The following is a 17,181-nucleotide window of genomic DNA, read 5'->3' as shown; positions in this document are numbered from 1 at the left end:
ACCTCCGAAGTAGAACGCGTTCCTCTTCACCATGGCGGCAGCGTACGACGTACCGCCACTCAGTGGAGCAGGTCGCGACCGACCACCATCCGCTGGATCTGGTTGGTGCCCTCGAAGATCTGGGTGACCTTGGCGTCGCGGAACAGCCGCTCCACCGGATACTCGCGCGTGTAGCCGTTGCCGCCGAGCACCTGCACCGCGTCCGTCGTCACCCGCATCGCGGCGTCGGTGGCGGTCAGCTTGGCTATCGAAGCCTGGCGCGAGAACGGGCGGCCGGCGTCCTTGAGCCGGGCGGCGTGGAGGTACGTCGCCCGGGCCCGCTCGACGTCGCAGGCCATGTCGGCGAGCATGAACTGCAGGCCCTGGTTGTCCCCGATCGGGCGGCCGAACTGCTCGCGCTCGCGGGCGTAGTCGACGGCATGGGCCAGCGCCGCCTGGGCGATGCCGGTCGCGACGGCGGCGATGCCAAGGCGCCCGGCGTCCAGCGCCGAGAGGGCCACCCGCATCCCGGCGCCCTCCTCGCCGATCAGCTGGTCGGCCGGGATCCGGGCACCGTCGAAGAGCACCTGCGTCGTGACGTCGCAGTGCAGGCCCATCTTCTTCTCAGGCGCGCCGAAGGACATGCCCTCGGTCCCGTCCGGCACCAGGAACGCGGACAGGCCGCGCTTCGGGTCGGGCGAGGTGCGGGCGAAGAGGATGTAGTAGTCGGCGCACGAGCCGTTGCTGATCCACTGCTTGACGCCGTCGACGACGTAGTCGTCGCCGTCGAGGACCGCCCGGCTCCTGATGCCACTCACGTCGGAGCCGGCCTGCGGCTCGGAGAGGCAGTAGGCGCCGAGCCAGTCGCCCGAGAGCAGCCGCGGCAGCCAGGTCTTCACGAGCTCGTCGCTGCCGTTCGCGGCGACCACCGTCGCAGTGAGGCTGTGCACGCTGGTGCCGACGCCCACGCTGGGCCAGGCGGTGGCGATCTCCTCGACGACCTGGAGGTAGACCTCGTAGGGCTGGCCACCGCCGCCGTGCTCCTCGGCGAACGGCAGGCTCAGCAGCCCCGAGCGGCCGAGCAGCTCGTAGGCCGCGGCGGGGAACTCGGCGCGCTCCTCGGCCTCGGCGGCCTTCGGCGCCAGCTCCTTGGCCGCGATCTCCCGCGCCAGACCCAGCAGCTCCCGCGCCTCGTCGGTCGGCAGCAGCCGCTCCACCTCGGTGCCCATGGACCCACCCTAGGTCGCGGCGATCAGTCGTCGAGGCTGGGCTCGTACGTCGTGCCCGCCCGCAGCGCCCGCACGACGTCGCGCAGCAGGTTGACCACCGCGAGCAGCACCACCGCGCTGACGAGGAGGGCCGCGGCGGAGTCCAGCCAGTACCACCGGTCGGCAAGGGCGATCACGAGCCCGACGACCGCGACGACGGCCGCCGCCGCGCCGTCGGCGATCGTGTCGAGCAGGATCGACCGCATGTGCAGGTCCTCGCTGGCGGCGTCGGCGCCGAGGAGGAGAGCGGCGGCCAGCATCGCCACGGCTGCGATCGCCGACACCACGAGCACCGTCCAGCCGTGCACCTCGGGGCTGCCGGACACCAGCCGGCGGACTGCGGCGACAGCGAGGCCCACCGAGAGCACCAGCAGCCACACGCCGTTGACGAGCGCGACCCACGTCGTCGCCGCCCGGTTGCGGTGCCGGTCGCGCAGGTGGATCGCGAGCATTCCCAGCCCGAGCGCGGCGGAGTCGGCGAGGAAGTCGCCTCCCTCGGACAGGAGTCCGATCGAGTGCGCGGCGAGGCCGGCCACCACCAGGCCGGCGATCATCACCAGGTTCAGCGCCAGGACCACCGTGATCCGTCGGCGCTGGGTCACCCTCGGGCCTGGCTGATGGCGTAGAGAGCGACCGAGGCGGCGACGCCGGCGTTGAGCGACTCGAGGCCGCTCGCCATCGGGATCGAGACGAGGTGGTCGCACGTCTCGCTCACGAGCCGGGACAGGCCGTCGCCCTCGGAGCCGACGACGACCACCAGCGGGCCGCCGACCAGGTCGGCGTCGGCGGCGAGGTCCGGCAGCGTCAGGTCGCCGTCGGCCGCGAGGCCCACGACGAAGCAGCCCGCATCCTGGTAGGCCTTCAGCTGCCGGGTCAGATTGCCCGCCTGCGCGACGGGGATCCGCGCGGCCGCGCCGGCAGAGGTCTTCCAGGCCGACGCGGTCATCGAGGCCGAGCGGCGCTCGGGGATCACCACGCCGTGCGCGCCGAACCCTGCGGCACTGCGGACGATCGCGCCGAGGTTGCGCGGGTCGGTGACGCCGTCGAGGACGACGACGAGCGGCGCCTCGCGCTTCTCGGCCGCGGCCTCGAGCAGGTCCTCGGGGTGGGCGTACTCGTAGGCCGGGATCTTCGCCGCGAGCCCCTGGTGCACCGCGCCGTTGGTGAGCCGGTCGAGCTCGCCCCGGCTGACCTCGAGCAGGCCGACGCCGAGCTCGGCTGCGAGCTTGAACGTCTCGCGCAGCCGGCCGTCGCGCTCGGCGCCCTCGGCGACGTACACCGACGTGATCGGCACCCGCTCGCGCAGCGCCTCGACGACCGGGTTTCGGCCGGCGATCCACTCCGCTTCGGACGAGGTACGGCGACGCGGCCCGCGGCTCCCCGCCTTCTTCGCGGCCGACTCCTTGGCCTGCTTGGCCTTGTGCGCCTTGTGGTAGACGCGGTCCTCGGCGCGCGGCGTCGCCTTCTTGCCCTCGAGGCCGCGCTTGACGCGCCCGCCCGAGCCGGCGGCCGGCTTCTTGCTGGTCTTGCGGATCGCGCCTCGGCGCGAGGAGTTACCGGGCATCAGCCAACCGTCCAGGTAGGTCCGTCAGGGGTGTCGGTGACCTCGATACCGGCGGCCTTGATCCGGTCGCGAAGGGCGTCGGCGCGGGCCCAGTCCTTGGCCTCGCGGGCCGCGGCCCGCTCCTCCAGGAGCCCGGCGACGAGCGCGTCGACGGCGCTGGTCAGCTTGTCGTCGGCGTTCCGCGACGTGCCGACCCAGGCCGGGTCGCTCGGGTCGAGGCCGAGCACGTCGAGCATCGCGCGGACGCCCGAGACCACCGACGCCACGTCCTCGCCGGCCGCAAGCCGGCGGTTGCCCTCGCGGACCTGGTCATGCAGCACGGCGGTCGCGGCCGGCGTACCGAGGTCGTCGTCCATCGCGTCGGCGAACGCATGCGGCAGCTCGCCCGCCGGCGCGGCGCCGGCCCGCTCCAGGAAGCTCTCGATCCGCCGGAACGCAGCGGCCGCCTCGTCGAGCGCCTCGAAGGAGAACTCCACGTGGGAGCGGTAGTGGGCGGCGACGAGGTAGTAGCGCAGCTCGATCCCGCGATAGCGCTCGAGCACGGCGGGGATCGTCAAGGAGTTGCCGAGCGACTTGCTCATCTTCTCGCCGGCGGTGGTGATCCACGCGTTGTGCATCCAGTACGTCGCGAACGGGCGCCCCGCGGCACGGGACTGGGCCTGCTCGTTCTCGTGGTGGGGGAACCGCAGGTCCACGCCGCCGCCGTGGATGTCGAAGGCGGGACCGAGGTACTTCCCGGCCATCGCCGAGCACTCGATGTGCCAGCCGGGCCGGCCGGGACCCCACGGCGACGGCCACGCGGCGGTCTCCGGCTCGGTCTCCTTCTTCCAGCCCTTCCACAGCGCGAAGTCGCGCGGGTCGCGCTTGCCCCGCGGGTCGGCGTCCTCGGCGGCCGCCATGTCGTCGATGCCCTGGTGCGTGAGCTCCCCGTACGACGGCCACGAGCGCACGTCGAAGTAGACGTCACCGGTCCCGTCCTCCGCCGGGTAGGCGTGGCCGCGACCGATCAGCTCGCCGATCAGCTCGATCATCTCCGGCACGTGCCCGGTCGCCAGCGGCTCGTAGGTCGGCGCGGCGACGTTCAGCGCGGTGTACGCCCGGTCGAGCTGGCGGTGCATCTCGTAGGCGAGGTTGTACCAGGGGCGTCCCTGCTCGGCCGACTTCGCCAGGATCTTGTCGTCGATGTCGGTGACGTTGCGGATGAACGTGACCCGGTAGCCCAGGTGGCGCAGCCAGCGCTGCAGCACGTCGAAGTTGACGCCGGACCGGACGTGCCCGACGTGCGGCTCGCTCTGCACGGTCAGGCCGCACACGTACAGACCCGCCTCGCCCTCCACGAGGGGCACGAAGTCACGGACTTCGCGGGTCTGGGTGTCGTAGAGCCTGAAGGTCACCGGGCAAGTCTAGGGATCGGAGTACGTCGGGCCCGCATCCACGACACCCGCCGGAACGTTGTGACTCGAGTGACTGGAGTGACGTACCGTCGACCGCATGCGACGTGTCGCTCTTCCCCTCCTGACCGTGCTCGCCACCGCCGCGGTCGCCGTGCCGGCCGCGGCGCCCGCCGACGCCCGGCCGCACCACCCGGTGTCGGCCCGCGCCGGCTCGGGCGGCGACCGGAGCATCCGGCTGCACACCTGGGACTCGGGCGCGCAGTGGCGCCAGGGCAGCCTGGACGGCACCGCGGTGCAGGGCGGCAGGCTGGTCTTCGACCAGGCGACCGGCACCACGTCGTACGCCGGCCGCAGCTATGACCGAGCGACCTGGACGTCGCCGTGGGTCGAGCCCGGCTTCTCCTTCCAGAACCTGATCCCGTCCTGGTCGGCGCTGACCGACGGCGACACCTGGATCGGCGTCGAGGTGCGCGGCCGCACCGCGTCGGGCGACGCGACGAGCTGGGACCTGATGGCGCGCTGGAAGGCCGGCCACCTGCACCTGAAGCGCAGCAGCGTCTCCGGCCAGCCCGACGACGGCACGACCGTCAACGTGGACACCTGGGTGACCGACGGCCTCGCGGACTACCAGCTGCGGCTGGAGCTGATGCGCCGTACCGGCACCGCCGCCACCCCCAGCCTCGACCTCGCCACCGCGATGGCCTCCCGCATCCCCGACCACGCCGGCCCCACCTCCGCCCCCGGCGTCGCGCGCGGCAAGGTGCTGCCGGTGCCGCGCTACTCGCAGATGGCGCACGTCGGCCACTTCCCCGCCTACGGCGGCGGGGGCGAGGCCTGGTGCTCACCCACCTCCACCTCGATGGTGCTCGGCTACTACGACGCGCTGCCCGCCGCGAAGCGCTACACCTGGGTCCCGTCGAGCGACCCCGCCCCGTGGGTCGACTACGCCGCCCGCGCGACCTACGACCACGACTACGACGGCACGGGCAACTGGCCGTTCAACACCGCGTACGCCGCCCCGCTGGCCGGCAAGGCCTTCGTCACCCGGCTCCGCTCCCTCGCCGAGGCGGAGAAGCTCGTGAAGGCCGGCATCCCCGTCGTCGCCTCGATCGCCTTCGGCCCCGGCGAGCTGGACGGCGCCCCGATCTCCTCCTCCAACGGCCACCTGGTCGTCATCGTCGGCTTCCGCGACAACGGCGACCCCGTCGTCAACGACCCCGCCGCCGCCACCAAGTCCGGCGTCCGCCGCACCTACGACCGCGGCCAGTTCGAGAAGGTCTGGCTCGACGCCTCCGGCGGCATGGCCTACGTCATCCACGACAAGGCCCACCCCCTCCCCCACCCCGGCAAGCACTCGAACTGGTAGCACGCAAGCAGCAGAGCGTCCCGCGAGCGCAGCGAGCAGGGTCGCGAGCCGAGTCGGCTCAAGCTTGAGCCGACTCGGCGAGCGAAGCTACGCCCCGTAGCCCCCGTCGACGTCGAGCTTCTGCCCGCTGATGAACCCCGCCCGCGGCGAAGCCAGGAAGCACACCGCCTCGGCGACGTCGACCGCCGACCCGAAGGTCCGCAGCGGGATGTTGCCCCGGGTGATCTCGAGCGCCGACTCCGAGAGCTCCCCGGACGAGATCAGCCGGTCCGCCATGCCGTCGGTCAGCATCCCGGGCCCGACGCAGTTCACCCGGACACCGAACCGCCCCTCCTCGACCGCCAGCCCCCGCACCATCGCCTCGACCGCCGCCTTCGGCGCCGAGGAGAGCCCGTCCCGGACGGGGAAGCGCGTCGTCGCCGCGGTCGTGACGGCCACCAGCGAGCCGCGGCTCTCGCGCAGGTGCGGCACGGCGGCCGCCGCGACGGCGAAGAACCCCGCCGCATCGGCCTCGAGCTGGTCAGCCATCGCGTCCGGCGCGACCCGGGACAGGTGCACCATCGGCACGTGCGGCCCGGCGGCGTACACCACCGTGTGCAGCCCGCCCAGGTCCTCGGCGGCCTGAGCGAGGACGGGCGCGACGGCAGGACGGTCGGTCAGGTCCAGCGGGTACGACGTGAGCCCGTCCTCCGCGGGCGCCGACCGCCGCGTGACGGCGACCCGGGCGCCTCGCTCCGCGAGCATCGTGGCGATCGCGCGGCCGATCGCGCCCGAGCCGCCGACGACCAACGCGCCCCCGGCCAGCCCGGCGAAGTCGCCGGCGAGCTCCCTGCTCATGACGCGGTGAACCCGATCGTGTGCCAGCCGGTCGCGCCGTTCGGCACCACGTCCGCCTGGACCCCGGTCTGGATCTGGCCCGACTTGTCGACGGCCCGCACCTTCACCTGGTGGTCCCCCGCCTCGACGTCCATCTCGACCCGCCACTGCACCCAGGTGTCGTCGTTGGGAACGCGCGCCAGGTCCGCCTCGGCCCAGGCGCCGCCGTCGACCGAGATCTCGACCCGCTCGATGCCGGTGTGCTGCTCCCACGCCGCGCCCGCGAAGACGACGGCGCCGGCGTCGACCCTCCCGCCGTCCCCGGGCACGTCGATGCGTGAGGCCATCTTCACCGGGCCCTGCTCCGACCAGCCCTTGCTGGTCCAGTAGGCGGTGAAGTCGGAGTAGCGGGTGACCTCCATGTCGACGACCCACTTGCACGCCGAGACATAGCCGTAGAGCCCCGGCACGATCGTGCGCACCGGGAACCCGTGCTCGACCGGCAGCGGCTCGCCGTTCATCGCGACCGCCAGCATCGCGTTGCGGTCGTCGGTCAGGGCCGCGAGCGGCGTACCGCACGTCCAGCCGTCGTCCGAGGTCTGCAGCACGGCGTCCGCGCCCTCCTGCGGTCCGGCCTCGGCGAGGATCGCCGCCAGCCGCACGCCGCTCCACCAGGCGTTGCCGACCAGGTCGCCGCCGACCGGGTTGGAGACGCAGTTGAGCGTGATCCAGTCCTGGGTGATCTCGCGGGAGACCAGGTCGTCGTAGGTCAGCGTGATCTCGCGGTCCACCATCCCGTGGATCCGCAGCGTCCAGTCCTTCGGCTCGATGGTGGGCTTCGTGAAGGCGGTGTCGATCAGGTAGAAGGTCGAGGAGGGTGTCTGCCACGGCGCGACGCCGTCCACGCCGATCTCGACCCCCTTCGGCACCGGCGCGTCGGTGACCTTGTCCAGGCGCAGCAGCCGCCGGGTCTCCTCGACCCGCCGCCGGCCGCTGGTCGTGATCCGGCCCAGCCCCCAGCCGGCCGCCGCGACGCCGGCGGTGACGCCGAGCGCGGTGAAGAACCACCGCCGGCTGTGCGTGGGCTCGTCCGAGGGCTCGTCGCTCGCCTCGATCAGCTCCCAGCGGCGCAGCCACTCGGCGAGCACCGCCATCGCGACGACCCAGCCGAGCAGGCCGACGACGACCGGTACCTGCTCGGCGCCGGTGCCACCGGGCTTCACGTAGACGGCGTAGCCGCCGATCGCCGCCAGCACGACGTACGCCGACACGGCCAGCCACCACCGGCGCCGGGCCTGCCAGCCGATCAGGCCGAACACGACCGTCAGCAGGACGAACATGCCGATCGTGAAGACCAGCTTGTCGTTGTGCTGGAAGTGGTCGATGGCCCACTCGACGACCACGCCCGGGGTCAGCTTGACGACGCCCTCGGAGACGGCGACCACCGGGGACTCGCGCACGTGCAGCAGCCCGGCGACCACATAGCTCACCGCGAGGCCCAGCGCACCGGCCACGACGCCGGAGATCGCCCACCAGCCTCGCGAGGTCCTCACCCGGCCGATTCTGTCCCACGGCCGGGTGAGGACGTGCCCGAACACCCTTACGAAACGCGGACGGCGTGAGCGGCGCCCGTGGTGTCCGGCATGATCGGGACCGTGAACGGGACCTCGTACGGCGTGCCGCGGGTCGGGATCGGCACCGACGTGCACCGCCTGGTCGAGCGGGGTGCGGACGACCCGCCGCTCGCGCTGGCCGGCCTGACCTGGCCCGACGAGGACCACCGGCTGGAGGGCCACTCCGACGCCGACGTGGCCGCGCACGCCGCGTGCGACGCGCTGCTATCCGCCGCGGGGCTGGGCGACCTCGGGAGCAACTACGGCACCTCGGAGCCCGAGTGGGCCGGCGCCGCGGGCGCCGTGCTCCTCTCCGAGACGGCGCGCCGGGTCCGCGCCGCCGGCTTCGAGATCGGCAACGTCGCGGTCCAGGTGATCGGCAACCGCCCGCGGCTGGGCCTACGGCGCGCGGAGGCCGAGGCGGCGCTCACCGAGGCTGCCGGTGCGCCGGTGAGCGTGTCGGCCACGACGACGGACGGCCTCGGACTCACCGGCCGGGGCGAGGGAGTGGCCGCCGTCGCGACCGCCCTGGTCCATGCGCGGGGGGACAGCTGATGGGCACCAGGGCGCACCGGCTCGCCACGCACGACGGCCTGTCCCTGCACGTGACCGTCCGCGGCCGCGACGACGCGCCGCTGACGGTGCTGCTGGCGCACTGCTGGACGGCGGACGAGGCGGACTGGCACTACCAGGTGCACGACCTGCTGGCGCAGTACGGCCACGACATCCGGATCGTCACCTGGGACCACCGCGGCCACGGCCGCTCGGACCCGGCGCCCGCCGACGGGTGCACGATCGCGGACCTGGCGCGCGACCTCGGCGCCGTCGTGGACCAGTTCGTGCCGACCGGCCCGCTGGTCCTCGCCGGCCACTCGATCGGCGGAATGACGATCAGCGCGCTCCCCGAGGAGCGACCCGACCTGGTCGGGCGGGTCGCCGGCCTGCTCTTCGTGGCGACCTCGTGCGGCCGGCTGCACACGGTCACCCTCGGCTTCCCCGAGGTCCTCGGCAAGGCGATGCGCAACCGGATCCCGTTCCTGCTCGCCACCCGCGCCAGGACGCTCACCCGCCGGCAGCGGCAGCGCATCCCGCTGATCGAGCGCCAGGTCACCCGGCGGTTCCTGTTCGGCGAGCCGAAGCACCAGCGCGACATGAACCTCGTCGTGGACCAGATCATCAACTGCCCGCCGGCGACGATGTCGGCCTTCTACCGCAACATGATGACCCACGAGCGGGCCGCGGTCCTGCGGGCCTTCGACGGCGTCCCGACCACCGTTCTCGTCGGGAGCCGCGACCTGCTCACCCCGCCGCCGCACGCCCGCCGGATCGCCGCGAGCATCAGCGGCGCCCGGATGCTCGTCGCCCCCGACGCCGGCCACATGCTCACCCTGGAGCGGCCGCACCTGGTCACCGACGAGCTGTTCGCGATCATCGACCGCGCTGCCGCCTCGTCGGCCACGCCGAAGGCGGCGGAGCAGCTCGTGCGTCCCGGCCGGGCCGGGACTCAGGCCGCGTCGACCTTGCGGTGACCGACCAGCACCACGCCCTCGACCACCCTGACGTCGTACGCCGGCACCATCACGTGCGCGTCCTCCAGGCAGCGGCCGGTCCGCAGGTCGAAGGCGTGCTTGTGCGCGGGTGAGGCCACGAACGGCACCGCGTCCCGTACGCCGACGATCCCCTTCGCGATCCCGCTGCCACCGGCCTTGGCGAACGGGTCGTGGTTGCCGAGCGCGTAGACCTCGTCGTCCGGCCCCCGGAAGATCGCGATCGCCTGCCCGTGCACCAGCGCGGTCACGCCGCGCGCGACCTCGAGCTCGGCCAGCCGGCACACCGGCTGCCACTCCTCCGTCGGACCCGACCGACCCGTCATGCCGAGGAACGTAGGGCGGCCTTGTTCTCGCCGGCGTTTCGCCGTGTTACGCGCACGAAAACGCTTCCTCTCGACCGGCTACCGTCTCCCCATGCCTGCCGCGATCGTCGTCCTCGCCGCCGGCAGCGGCAGCCGCGTCGGGGCGGAGACCAACAAGGTGCTCCTGCCGCTGGCGGGCCGACCGCTGCTGGCGTGGTCGATCCAGGCGGCGCTCGAGGTCCCGGACGTCCGCACCCTCGTGCTCGTCGGCCGGGCCGCGGACCGGGCCGCGCTCGAGCGGGAGGTCGCGCCGCTGCTCGGCGACCGGGAGCTGCTGCTCGTCGACGGCGGGGAGACCCGCCACGCGTCGGAGGACGCGGCGCTCGCCGTGCTCGCACCCGCCGTCGAGGCCGGCGACATCGACGTGGTGGCGATCCACGACGGGGCCCGGCCGCTGGCCGGCGCCGAGCTGTTCACGCGGGTGATCGAGACGGCGCGCGAGCACGGAGCCGCCGTACCCACCCTCGACCTGCCCGCTCTCGCCGACCGCGACCCGGGATCGCCCGCGCTCCCCGACGGGCCGGTCGTCGGCGTGCAGACGCCGCAGGCGTTCCGGGCACGGCCGCTGCTGGACGCCTACCGGGCGGCGGACGCCGATGGTTTCGACGCGACGGACACGGCGGGCTGCCTGGCGCGCTACAGCGACCTGCCGGTCGTCGCGGTGCCGGCGGGGCCGACGAACCTCAAGGTCACCTACGCCGAGGACATCGCCCTCGCGGAGGCGCTGCTCAACGACTGACGGGTCCGGTCATCGCCTCGAGCAACCGGATGTCGTCGTCGGAGGCGACCCGGCGGGCGGCGGCGGGCGCCTCCACCATCTCGACGTCGTACGCCGACCGCAGCCACGCCAGCAGCGCGACGAAGTCACGGGTGGGGAGCCCGTCGACGTCGGCGACCACCCGGGCCGGCAGCACGATCGGCGAGCAGACCGAGACCAGCCGGTCGCGGTCCACGGTCGCCCCGAGCCGGCCGTCGTGGAGCTCCTTGACCGTGTCGGTCACGGGCCGGACCCCGACGACGACCACGTCGCGGGCCTCGGCGATCTCCACGCAGCGGGCGAGGAAGTCCGGCGGGGTCATCGGGCAGAGGGCGTCGTGCAGCAGCACCGGGCTGCCGCGCTCGGCGGCGACCTCCCAGGGCGTGGTCTGGTCGAGCAGGTCGACACCGGCCGCACCGGCCGCCCACGCCGCGGCGGCGACCAGCGCCTCGCCGTGGACCAGGCGGTAGGGCAGGTGGCCGCGGTCCTCGTCGATGACGAGGCCGGATGCGGGCACGTCGTAGGGGTCGACCGTCACGCTCTCAACCTAGAGGCCCGTCGAGTCGGCAGGAACTTGGCCCCACAACGCGTCGAGCCGGCAGAAACTCGGGCCCGGAGGGCGGAGTTTCTGCCGGCTCGGCGGTGATCAGGAGGCGAGGACCTCGTCGAGGATGGTCTCGGCCTTGTCCTCGTTGGTGTTCTCGCAGAGAGCGAGCTCGGAGACGAGGATCTGGCGGGCCTTGGCGAGCATCCGCTTCTCGCCCGCGGAGAGCCCGCGGTCGCGCTCGCGGCGCCACAGGTCGCGCACGACCTCGGCCACCTTCATCACGTCGCCGCTGTGCAGCTTCTCGAGGTTCGCCTTGTAGCGGCGCGACCAGTTGGTCGGCTCCTCGACGTGCTCAGCGCGCAGGACGCCGAACACGCGGTCGAGGCCCTCCTTGTCGACGACGTCCCGTACTCCGACCAGATCCAGGTTGTCTGCAGGGACTCGGACCACGAGGTCCTGTTGAGCCACGATCCGCAGAACGAGGTACTGGCGCTCCTCTCCCTTGATCTTCCGCATCTCGATGTCCTCGATGACTGCGGCCCCGTGATTGGGATAGACGACCGTTTCGCCGACGGTGAAAGTCATATGTGATGAACCCCTTCCTAGGCGTTCATCCTACCACGGTTCAGGAATCCCTCAGGAAGCGTTTCCGCAGGTCAGCGCCGCAATCGTGATCTTGACAGCCGGGTCGGGATGTGTTCCACGGGCGAGTATCGATGTGATTTGCCCGACGTGGTCGATACTGGCGGCCATGGTGAGACTGCAGCGCGGACGACGACGCGGCACCTCCGGGGAGGACGTGCAGCCGGCAGCCGAGGAGGCGGCCGGCGTGGCTGTCGACGATCCCGTCGACGAGCCCGGCGACGAGCCCGCGGAGGAGGCCGACGAGGAGCTCGAGGACGACCTCGAGGAGGACCCGACGATCGACGTCGAGGACGACGCCGGGTCCGGGGCGGTGGACGAGCCGGAGCCGACCACGCCGGCCGGCTCCTCGGTCCGCGACCTGGGCGCCGCCCGCGGTCGGTTCTCGCTGAGGTCCTGGACCCCGCTCCTGCTGTTCCAGACCACCCACCCGAAGCAGGCCGTGCTGACAGCGCTGTGCGTGGGCGGCGTCGCGGTGCTGACCGGCCGCTCGGCGAAGGAGGTCGGCGTCATCGTCTGCACGGTGCTGGTCGGCCAGGCGATCCTCGGCTGGCACAACGACGTGGTCGACCGCCGCAAGGACCAGGACAACCAGGTCGCCGGCAAGCCCGTCGCCGACGGGCGGCTGGACGCCGGCACGGTCTGGTACGCCATCATCGCGGCCTTCTGGGTCCTGCTCCCGCTCGCGGTCACGACCGGCATCACCGCCGGCTGCATCTACATGGGCTCGGTCGCGGTGGGGATGCTCGGCAACGTGCTCTTCCGCACCGGCTTCCTCTCGTGGTGGTCGTGGGCGGTGTCGTTCGCGATGCTGCCGGCGTACCTGTCCTACGGCGGCTGGGGCGGCCAGGCGCTGGGCAACCCGCCGGAGACCTCGATCACCGTGCTCGCGGCTCTGCTGGGCATCGGGATCCACTTCCTGCGCTCGGTCTGGGGCCTCGTGGCCGACCACGCGGAGGGCTGGACCTACCTCCCGCTCAAGCTCGGCATGAAGATCGGGGCGACCCGGCTGCTCATGCTGTCGACGCTCTACACGGTGGTGATCGTGGTGCTGCTGGGGGTGTTCGGCGTACGGGACGGACTCTCTCGCTAGCACCCCGGCCGCGGCCGCTAGAGTGTGGCCGCCCTGACCCCACCCGATCAGCGGAGGCCTGCCGCACATGCTTCACCGTCGTTCGAACGCACGGCACCAGTTCCTGGGGGCGCTGCTCCTGACGGTGGCGCTCGGCGCCACGCTGTCCGCCTGCGGTGGGGCCGACGACTTCCCCACCAACCGCATCAACCAGCTCGCGGCCGGCGCCAACTACCGCGACGGCGACGTGAAGCTGCTCGGGATCCGCGTGCTCTCGTCGGCCGCGGGCGAGGGCCGGGTGATCGGGTCTGTCGACAACGACTCGACCGACGGGTCCGCGAGCCTCACCGGCATCACGAACACCGACGGCAGCGCGTTCACCATCGGCTTCCAGCCGCTGGAGATCAAGGCCGACACGGCCGTCAGCCTGTCCGCCCAGGGCGGCCTGCCGGTGACCGGCGACTTCAAGGCCGGCGACGTGCTGTCGCTGGAGTTCGCCTTCGCCGACGGCGAGAAGGCTCAGCTCGAGGTGCCGGTCGTCAAGAACTGCTACCAGTACACCGCCGTGCCCACCCCGTCCGCGTCGGCGTCCGCCTCCGCGTCCGGATCCTCGGAGTCGGCGTCCCCGAGCTCGAGCGAGTCCGCCAGCAGCGACAGCTCGGCCGGCGACCTCTACACCTGCAGCGACCAGGAGAGCGCGCCGTCCTCCGGCAGCGAGGGCGAGTGATGACCCACACCCTCGTCCTGCTCCGCCACGGCGAGAGCGAGTGGAACGCCAAGAACCTCTTCACCGGCTGGGTCGACGTCGCCCTGACCGAGAAGGGCCGTGGTGAGGCGGTGCGCGGCGGTGAGCTGATGCGCGAGGCCGGCGTACTCCCCGACGTCGTGCACACCTCGCTCCAGCGCCGCGCGATCAACACCGCCGCGCTCGCTCTCGACACCGCCGACCGGCACTGGATCCCGGTCCGCCGGTCCTGGCGCCTCAACGAGCGGCACTACGGCGCGCTGCAGGGCAAGGACAAGAAGCAGACGCTGGAGGAGTACGGCGAGGAGCAGTTCATGCTCTGGCGGCGCTCCTTCGACACGCCCCCGCCGCCCCTGGCCGACGACGACCAGTACAGCCAGGTCGGGGACCCGCGGTACGCCGACCTCGGCGAGGAGCTGCCGCGGACGGAGTGCCTCAAGGACGTCATCGCCCGCTTCCTGCCCTACTGGGAGGCGTCGATCGTCCCGGACCTGCGCGCCGGCAGCACCGTCCTGGTCGCGGCGCACGGCAACAGCCTCCGCGCGCTGGTCAAGCACCTCGACCAGATCAGCGACACCGACATCGCGGGCCTCAACATCCCGACCGGCATGCCGCTGGTCTACGAGCTCGACGACCAGCTCGCCCCGACGGTCCCGGGCGGTCGCTACCTCGACCCCGAGGCCGCCGCCGCCGCTGCCGCGGCGGTCGCGAACCAGGGCCGGTAGCCCGCGGGACCGGGCCGGAGCTCAGCCCTCGAGGGCCGGGTTCTCCCCCGTGACGACGTAGATCACCCGGTTGGCGACCGACTCGGCGTGGTCGGCGATCCGCTCGTAGTAGCGGCCGAGCAGCGCGACGTCGACCGCGGCCTCGACGCTGTGGTTCCAGTTGCCGCCGAGCACCTGCGCGAAGCTCTGCCGGCGCAGGTGGTCCATCTCCTCGTCCATCGCGCCGACCACCCGCGCCTTCCCGGCGTCGCGCTCGGCGATCACCGTCCGCAGCCTGCCCACCATGCCCTCGGCGACCTCGGCCATCCGGACGAAGATTGCCCGGATCTCCTCCGGCACGGCGAGGTCGGGCACGCGCAGCCGCGCGATCTTGGCGACGTGGACGGACAGGTCGCCCATCCGCTCGAGCTCGCTGACCATCCGGAGGGCGGCGACGACGGTGCGCAGGTCGCCCGCGACCGGCTGCTGCAGCGACAGCAGGCTGAACGCGTTCTCCTCGATCTGCTCGCGGGCGAGGTCGATCTGCGCGTCCGCGCTGATCACCTGCTCGGCGACCTCGGGGTCGGCCTCCATCAGGGCGCGGCTCGCCTCCCTGACCGCGGTCTCGACCTGGCCGCACATCCCGGCGAGGTCGTCGAAGATGGCATCGAGCTGGTCGTGGAAGGCCTCGCGCATGGCTGGAGGTTAGAGCGAAGAGTTGACCGATCGGGGTGCCCCGGTGAACGGGCGGTGAACAGTCGGAACGTCGCGTTCCACGATTCAGGGCCGGGCGGAGTGGTCGCCGTACCCTGAGACCGTGGATCCGACGACGCAGGCGTTCCTCGCCGCGCTGCTCGGCGCCGCGGTGGCCGGCCTCGCCTTCCTGGCCTGGCACATCAGTGACCGGCAGCAGCACCAGCAGCCCGCCACCGAGGAGCCGCGGCTGCCGGCCGGCGTGGCGACGGTGCTGTCCGTGCTGCGCAGCAGCGCGGTGGTCGTCGACGACCACGACGTCGTCGTGAAGGCGTCGGCGCCCGCGTTCGCCATGGGGTTCGTCCGCGGCACCTCGCTGGTGTCGGAGGAGCTGAACCGGCTGGTCCACGAGGTGCGCCGCGACGGGCAGATCCGCGAGACCGAGCTGATCGTGCCGCGCCAGAGCGGACCGTCCCGCAACGTCACCGCCCGGGTGGCCCCGCTCGGGCCGCGGCTGGTGCTGGCGCTGGTCGAGGACCGCACCCGCGAGCGGCGGATCGAGGAGGTCCGTCGCGACTTCGTCGCCAACGTCAGCCACGAGCTGAAGACGCCGGTCGGTGCGATCCGGCTGCTCGCCGAGGCCGTCGACGAGGCGTCCGACGACCCCGAGGCCGTGCAGCGGTTCGCGGCGCGGATGCTGACCGAGAGCGACCGGTTGGCGCACCTGGTCCAGCAGGTCATCGAGCTGTCCCGGCTGCAGGGCGACGAGCCGGTCGAGTCACCCGGCCCGATCCAGGTCGACACCGTCATCCCGGTCGCCGTCGACACCAGCGCGATCGACGCCGGCGCCAAGTCGATCCAGGTGCTCACCGACGTCGAGCCGCACCTCGCCGTGCTCGGCAACGAGGAGCAGGTCACGGCCGCGGTCGCCAACCTGGTTGCCAACGCGGTCGCCTACTCAGAGCCCGGCTCGAAGGTCCTCGTCCGCGCCCGTGCGGTCGAGGGGTTCGTCGAGATCTCCGTGGTCGACCAGGGCATCGGCATCCCGAGCGACGAGATCGACCGCATCTTCGAGCGGTTCTACCGCGTCGACCCCGCCCGGCACCGGTCCACCGGCGGAACCGGCCTCGGGCTCTCGATCGTGAAGCACGTCGCGGCCACGCACGGCGGCGACGTACGCGTGTGGTCCGTCGAGGGCCAGGGATCGACGTTCACGCTCTCGCTGCCGCAGCACCAGCAGCACAGGACGGACGACGGGGCTGCGCAGGCGCCCGTCGACGAGGGGACGACGTCCCCGGCAGTGCCCGCGTCCATCGGGGCGCCGCTCGCAGACAGTCAGGAGGAACGCCCGTGACCCGGGTACTCGTCGTCGAGGACGAAGAGAGCTACAGCGACGCCCTCGCCTACATGCTCCGCAAGGAAGGGTTCGAGGTGGCGATCGCCGCCGACGGCAACGCCGCGCTCACCGAGTTCGACCGCAACGGGGCCGACATCGTGCTGCTCGACCTGATGCTCCCCGGCATCCCCGGCACCGAGGTCTGCCGCACGATCCGCCAGACCTCCAACGTGCCCGTGATCATGGTCAGCGCGAAGGACGACGAGGTCGACAAGGTGGTCGGCCTCGAGCTGGGCGCCGACGACTACGTCACCAAGCCCTACTCCCCCCGCGAGCTGGTCGCGCGGATCCGCGCCGTCCTGCGCCGCGGCCTCGATGCCGACCTGATGCCGGACACGCTCGAGGCCGGCCCGGTCCGGATGGACGTCGAGCGGCACGTGGTGACCGTCGACGGGACCGAGCAGCGGCTGCCGCTCAAGGAGTTCGAGCTGCTCGAGATGTTCCTCCGCAACCCCGGCCGGGTGCTCACCCGGGGCCAGCTGATCGACCGGGTCTGGGGCTCCGACTACGTCGGCGACACCAAGACCCTCGACGTGCACGTCAAGCGGCTGCGCGCCAAGCTCGAGCCCGAGCCGAGCGAGCCGAAGTACCTCGTCACCGTGCGCGGCCTCGGCTACAAGCTCGATATCTAGAGCCGACCCCGCGCGATGGCGCCCGATCGCGCTGACGTGTCCGAAAACCGCGCGACGGGTGTCGGTGCCGGCGCCTAGCGT

Annotated in this window: 19 protein-coding genes; 9 read left to right on the top strand and 10 right to left on the bottom strand. The window is 72.5% G+C overall.

Annotation, left to right across the window (positions count from 1 at the left end):
- Window positions 1–59 precede the first annotated feature (59 nt).
- From ABD709_RS16560 to cysS, 4 genes are read right to left on the bottom strand one after another with little or no spacing between them, the layout of a single operon-like run.
- Complete coding sequence (locus ABD709_RS16560; RefSeq protein ID WP_344777419.1) at window positions 60–1,208, bottom strand: acyl-CoA dehydrogenase family protein; 1,149 nt, start codon at window positions 1,206–1,208, stop codon at window positions 60–62.
- Between the two features lie 23 nt (window positions 1,209–1,231).
- A complete protein-coding gene (locus ABD709_RS16555) occupies window positions 1,232–1,849 on the bottom strand; it encodes a cation diffusion facilitator family transporter (protein ID WP_344777417.1) in 618 nt (205 codons plus the stop codon).
- Window positions 1,846–2,811 (bottom strand): 23S rRNA (guanosine(2251)-2'-O)-methyltransferase RlmB, encoded by a 966-nt coding sequence (rlmB, locus tag ABD709_RS16550; RefSeq protein ID WP_344777415.1) that lies wholly within the window; start codon window positions 2,809–2,811, stop codon window positions 1,846–1,848. The genes ABD709_RS16555 and rlmB overlap by 4 nt, the downstream gene beginning before the upstream one ends.
- Window positions 2,811–4,205 (bottom strand): cysteine--tRNA ligase, encoded by a 1,395-nt coding sequence (gene cysS / locus ABD709_RS16545; protein WP_344777413.1) that lies wholly within the window; start codon window positions 4,203–4,205, stop codon window positions 2,811–2,813. Before cysS ends, rlmB begins: the two co-directional genes overlap by 1 nt.
- Before the next feature lie 97 nt (window positions 4,206–4,302).
- Here cysS and ABD709_RS16540 point away from each other — a divergent pair, with 97 nt between their 5' ends.
- Window positions 4,303–5,571: a C39 family peptidase gene (locus tag ABD709_RS16540; RefSeq protein WP_344777411.1), complete on the top strand. Its 1,269-nt coding sequence runs from the start codon at window positions 4,303–4,305 to the stop codon at window positions 5,569–5,571.
- 87 nt (window positions 5,572–5,658) lie between these two features.
- Here ABD709_RS16540 and ABD709_RS16535 read toward each other — a convergent pair whose 3' ends face one another.
- Complete coding sequence (locus ABD709_RS16535) at window positions 5,659–6,408, bottom strand: SDR family NAD(P)-dependent oxidoreductase (RefSeq protein WP_344777409.1); 750 nt, start codon at window positions 6,406–6,408, stop codon at window positions 5,659–5,661.
- Window positions 6,405–7,940 (bottom strand): molybdopterin-dependent oxidoreductase, encoded by a 1,536-nt coding sequence (locus ABD709_RS16530; protein WP_344777407.1) that lies wholly within the window; start codon window positions 7,938–7,940, stop codon window positions 6,405–6,407. The genes ABD709_RS16535 and ABD709_RS16530 overlap by 4 nt, the downstream gene beginning before the upstream one ends.
- Window positions 7,941–8,042: 102 nt before the next feature.
- Here ABD709_RS16530 and ispF point away from each other — a divergent pair, with 102 nt between their 5' ends.
- Together ispF and ABD709_RS16520 are read left to right on the top strand one after the other, a co-directional pair.
- Window positions 8,043–8,555: a 2-C-methyl-D-erythritol 2,4-cyclodiphosphate synthase gene (ispF, locus tag ABD709_RS16525; protein WP_344777405.1), complete on the top strand. Its 513-nt coding sequence runs from the start codon at window positions 8,043–8,045 to the stop codon at window positions 8,553–8,555.
- Window positions 8,555–9,529, top strand: coding sequence for an alpha/beta fold hydrolase (locus ABD709_RS16520; protein WP_344777403.1), 975 nt, complete (start codon window positions 8,555–8,557; stop codon window positions 9,527–9,529). The genes ispF and ABD709_RS16520 overlap by 1 nt, the downstream gene beginning before the upstream one ends.
- Here the strand turns inward: ABD709_RS16520 and nirD are convergent.
- The gene (gene nirD, locus ABD709_RS16515; RefSeq protein ID WP_344777401.1) at window positions 9,505–9,873 is read right to left on the bottom strand and encodes a nitrite reductase small subunit NirD; all 369 of its coding nucleotides are present in this window, start codon (window positions 9,871–9,873) and stop codon (window positions 9,505–9,507) included. The two genes, ABD709_RS16520 and nirD, sit on opposite strands and share 25 nt — an antisense overlap.
- A gap of 91 nt (window positions 9,874–9,964) precedes the next feature.
- Between nirD and ABD709_RS16510 the strand changes: the two genes are divergently transcribed.
- Complete coding sequence (locus ABD709_RS16510; RefSeq protein ID WP_344777399.1) at window positions 9,965–10,651, top strand: IspD/TarI family cytidylyltransferase; 687 nt, start codon at window positions 9,965–9,967, stop codon at window positions 10,649–10,651.
- Here ABD709_RS16510 and ABD709_RS16505 read toward each other — a convergent pair.
- Together ABD709_RS16505 and ABD709_RS16500 are read right to left on the bottom strand one after the other, a co-directional pair.
- Window positions 10,641–11,207 (bottom strand): 2-C-methyl-D-erythritol 4-phosphate cytidylyltransferase, encoded by a 567-nt coding sequence (locus tag ABD709_RS16505; protein WP_344777397.1) that lies wholly within the window; start codon window positions 11,205–11,207, stop codon window positions 10,641–10,643. The genes ABD709_RS16510 and ABD709_RS16505 overlap by 11 nt on opposite strands.
- Before the next feature lie 108 nt (window positions 11,208–11,315).
- Window positions 11,316–11,801 carry a CarD family transcriptional regulator gene (locus ABD709_RS16500; protein WP_344777395.1) on the bottom strand — a complete coding sequence of 162 codons (486 nt, stop codon included), beginning with the start codon at window positions 11,799–11,801 and terminating at the stop codon, window positions 11,316–11,318.
- 166 nt (window positions 11,802–11,967) lie between these two features.
- Here ABD709_RS16500 and ABD709_RS16495 point away from each other — a divergent pair, with 166 nt between their 5' ends.
- The 3 genes from ABD709_RS16495 to ABD709_RS16485 all read left to right on the top strand — a co-directional run bounded on the left by ABD709_RS16495 (window position 11,968) and on the right by ABD709_RS16485 (window position 14,400).
- Window positions 11,968–12,951: a UbiA family prenyltransferase gene (locus tag ABD709_RS16495; RefSeq protein WP_344777393.1), complete on the top strand. Its 984-nt coding sequence runs from the start codon at window positions 11,968–11,970 to the stop codon at window positions 12,949–12,951.
- Between the two features lie 67 nt (window positions 12,952–13,018).
- On the top strand, window positions 13,019–13,657 hold the full coding sequence (locus ABD709_RS16490) for a copper chaperone PCu(A)C (RefSeq protein WP_344777391.1): 639 nt from the start codon (window positions 13,019–13,021) through the stop codon (window positions 13,655–13,657).
- A complete protein-coding gene (locus ABD709_RS16485; protein ID WP_344777389.1) occupies window positions 13,657–14,400 on the top strand; it encodes a phosphoglyceromutase in 744 nt (247 codons plus the stop codon). Before ABD709_RS16490 ends, ABD709_RS16485 begins: the two co-directional genes overlap by 1 nt.
- Before the next feature lie 21 nt (window positions 14,401–14,421).
- Here ABD709_RS16485 and phoU read toward each other — a convergent pair whose 3' ends face one another.
- Entirely contained in the window at window positions 14,422–15,075 is a 654-nt protein-coding gene (phoU, locus tag ABD709_RS16480) for a phosphate signaling complex protein PhoU (protein ID WP_344777387.1), read from the bottom strand.
- A 121-nt stretch (window positions 15,076–15,196) separates the two neighbouring features.
- Between phoU and ABD709_RS16475 the strand changes: the two genes are divergently transcribed.
- Complete coding sequence (locus ABD709_RS16475; RefSeq protein WP_344777384.1) at window positions 15,197–16,426, top strand: sensor histidine kinase; 1,230 nt, start codon at window positions 15,197–15,199, stop codon at window positions 16,424–16,426.
- Entirely contained in the window at window positions 16,423–17,100 is a 678-nt protein-coding gene (locus ABD709_RS16470) for a response regulator (RefSeq protein ID WP_344777382.1), read from the top strand. Before ABD709_RS16475 ends, ABD709_RS16470 begins: the two co-directional genes overlap by 4 nt.
- Window positions 17,101–17,181: the final 81 nt, after the last annotated feature.

Source organism: Nocardioides panacisoli (assembly GCF_039537325.1).
GTDB classification, from domain to species: domain Bacteria; phylum Actinomycetota; class Actinomycetes; order Propionibacteriales; family Nocardioidaceae; genus Nocardioides; species Nocardioides panacisoli.
This window is presented reverse-complemented; position numbering and strand designations above follow the sequence as displayed.

What these genes read in the sequence shown, in the direction of transcription:
- ABD709_RS16560 (WP_344777419.1), bottom strand. Translation starts at nt 1,208, where the DNA reads ATGGGCACCGAGGTGGAGCGGCTGCTGCCGACCGACGAGGCGCGGGAG.
- rlmB (WP_344777415.1), bottom strand. Translation starts at nt 2,811, where the DNA reads ATGCCCGGTAACTCCTCGCGCCGAGGCGCGATCCGCAAGACCAGCAAG.
- ABD709_RS16540 (WP_344777411.1), top strand. Translation starts at nt 4,303, where the DNA reads ATGCGACGTGTCGCTCTTCCCCTCCTGACCGTGCTCGCCACCGCCGCG.
- ABD709_RS16535 (WP_344777409.1), bottom strand. Translation starts at nt 6,408, where the DNA reads ATGAGCAGGGAGCTCGCCGGCGACTTCGCCGGGCTGGCCGGGGGCGCG.
- ABD709_RS16520 (WP_344777403.1), top strand. Translation starts at nt 8,555, where the DNA reads ATGGGCACCAGGGCGCACCGGCTCGCCACGCACGACGGCCTGTCCCTG.
- nirD (WP_344777401.1), bottom strand. Translation starts at nt 9,873, where the DNA reads ATGACGGGTCGGTCGGGTCCGACGGAGGAGTGGCAGCCGGTGTGCCGG.
- ABD709_RS16510 (WP_344777399.1), top strand. Translation starts at nt 9,965, where the DNA reads ATGCCTGCCGCGATCGTCGTCCTCGCCGCCGGCAGCGGCAGCCGCGTC.
- ABD709_RS16500 (WP_344777395.1), bottom strand. Translation starts at nt 11,801, where the DNA reads ATGACTTTCACCGTCGGCGAAACGGTCGTCTATCCCAATCACGGGGCC.
- ABD709_RS16495 (WP_344777393.1), top strand. Translation starts at nt 11,968, where the DNA reads ATGGTGAGACTGCAGCGCGGACGACGACGCGGCACCTCCGGGGAGGAC.
- ABD709_RS16490 (WP_344777391.1), top strand. Translation starts at nt 13,019, where the DNA reads ATGCTTCACCGTCGTTCGAACGCACGGCACCAGTTCCTGGGGGCGCTG.
- ABD709_RS16485 (WP_344777389.1), top strand. Translation starts at nt 13,657, where the DNA reads ATGACCCACACCCTCGTCCTGCTCCGCCACGGCGAGAGCGAGTGGAAC.
- phoU (WP_344777387.1), bottom strand. Translation starts at nt 15,075, where the DNA reads ATGCGCGAGGCCTTCCACGACCAGCTCGATGCCATCTTCGACGACCTC.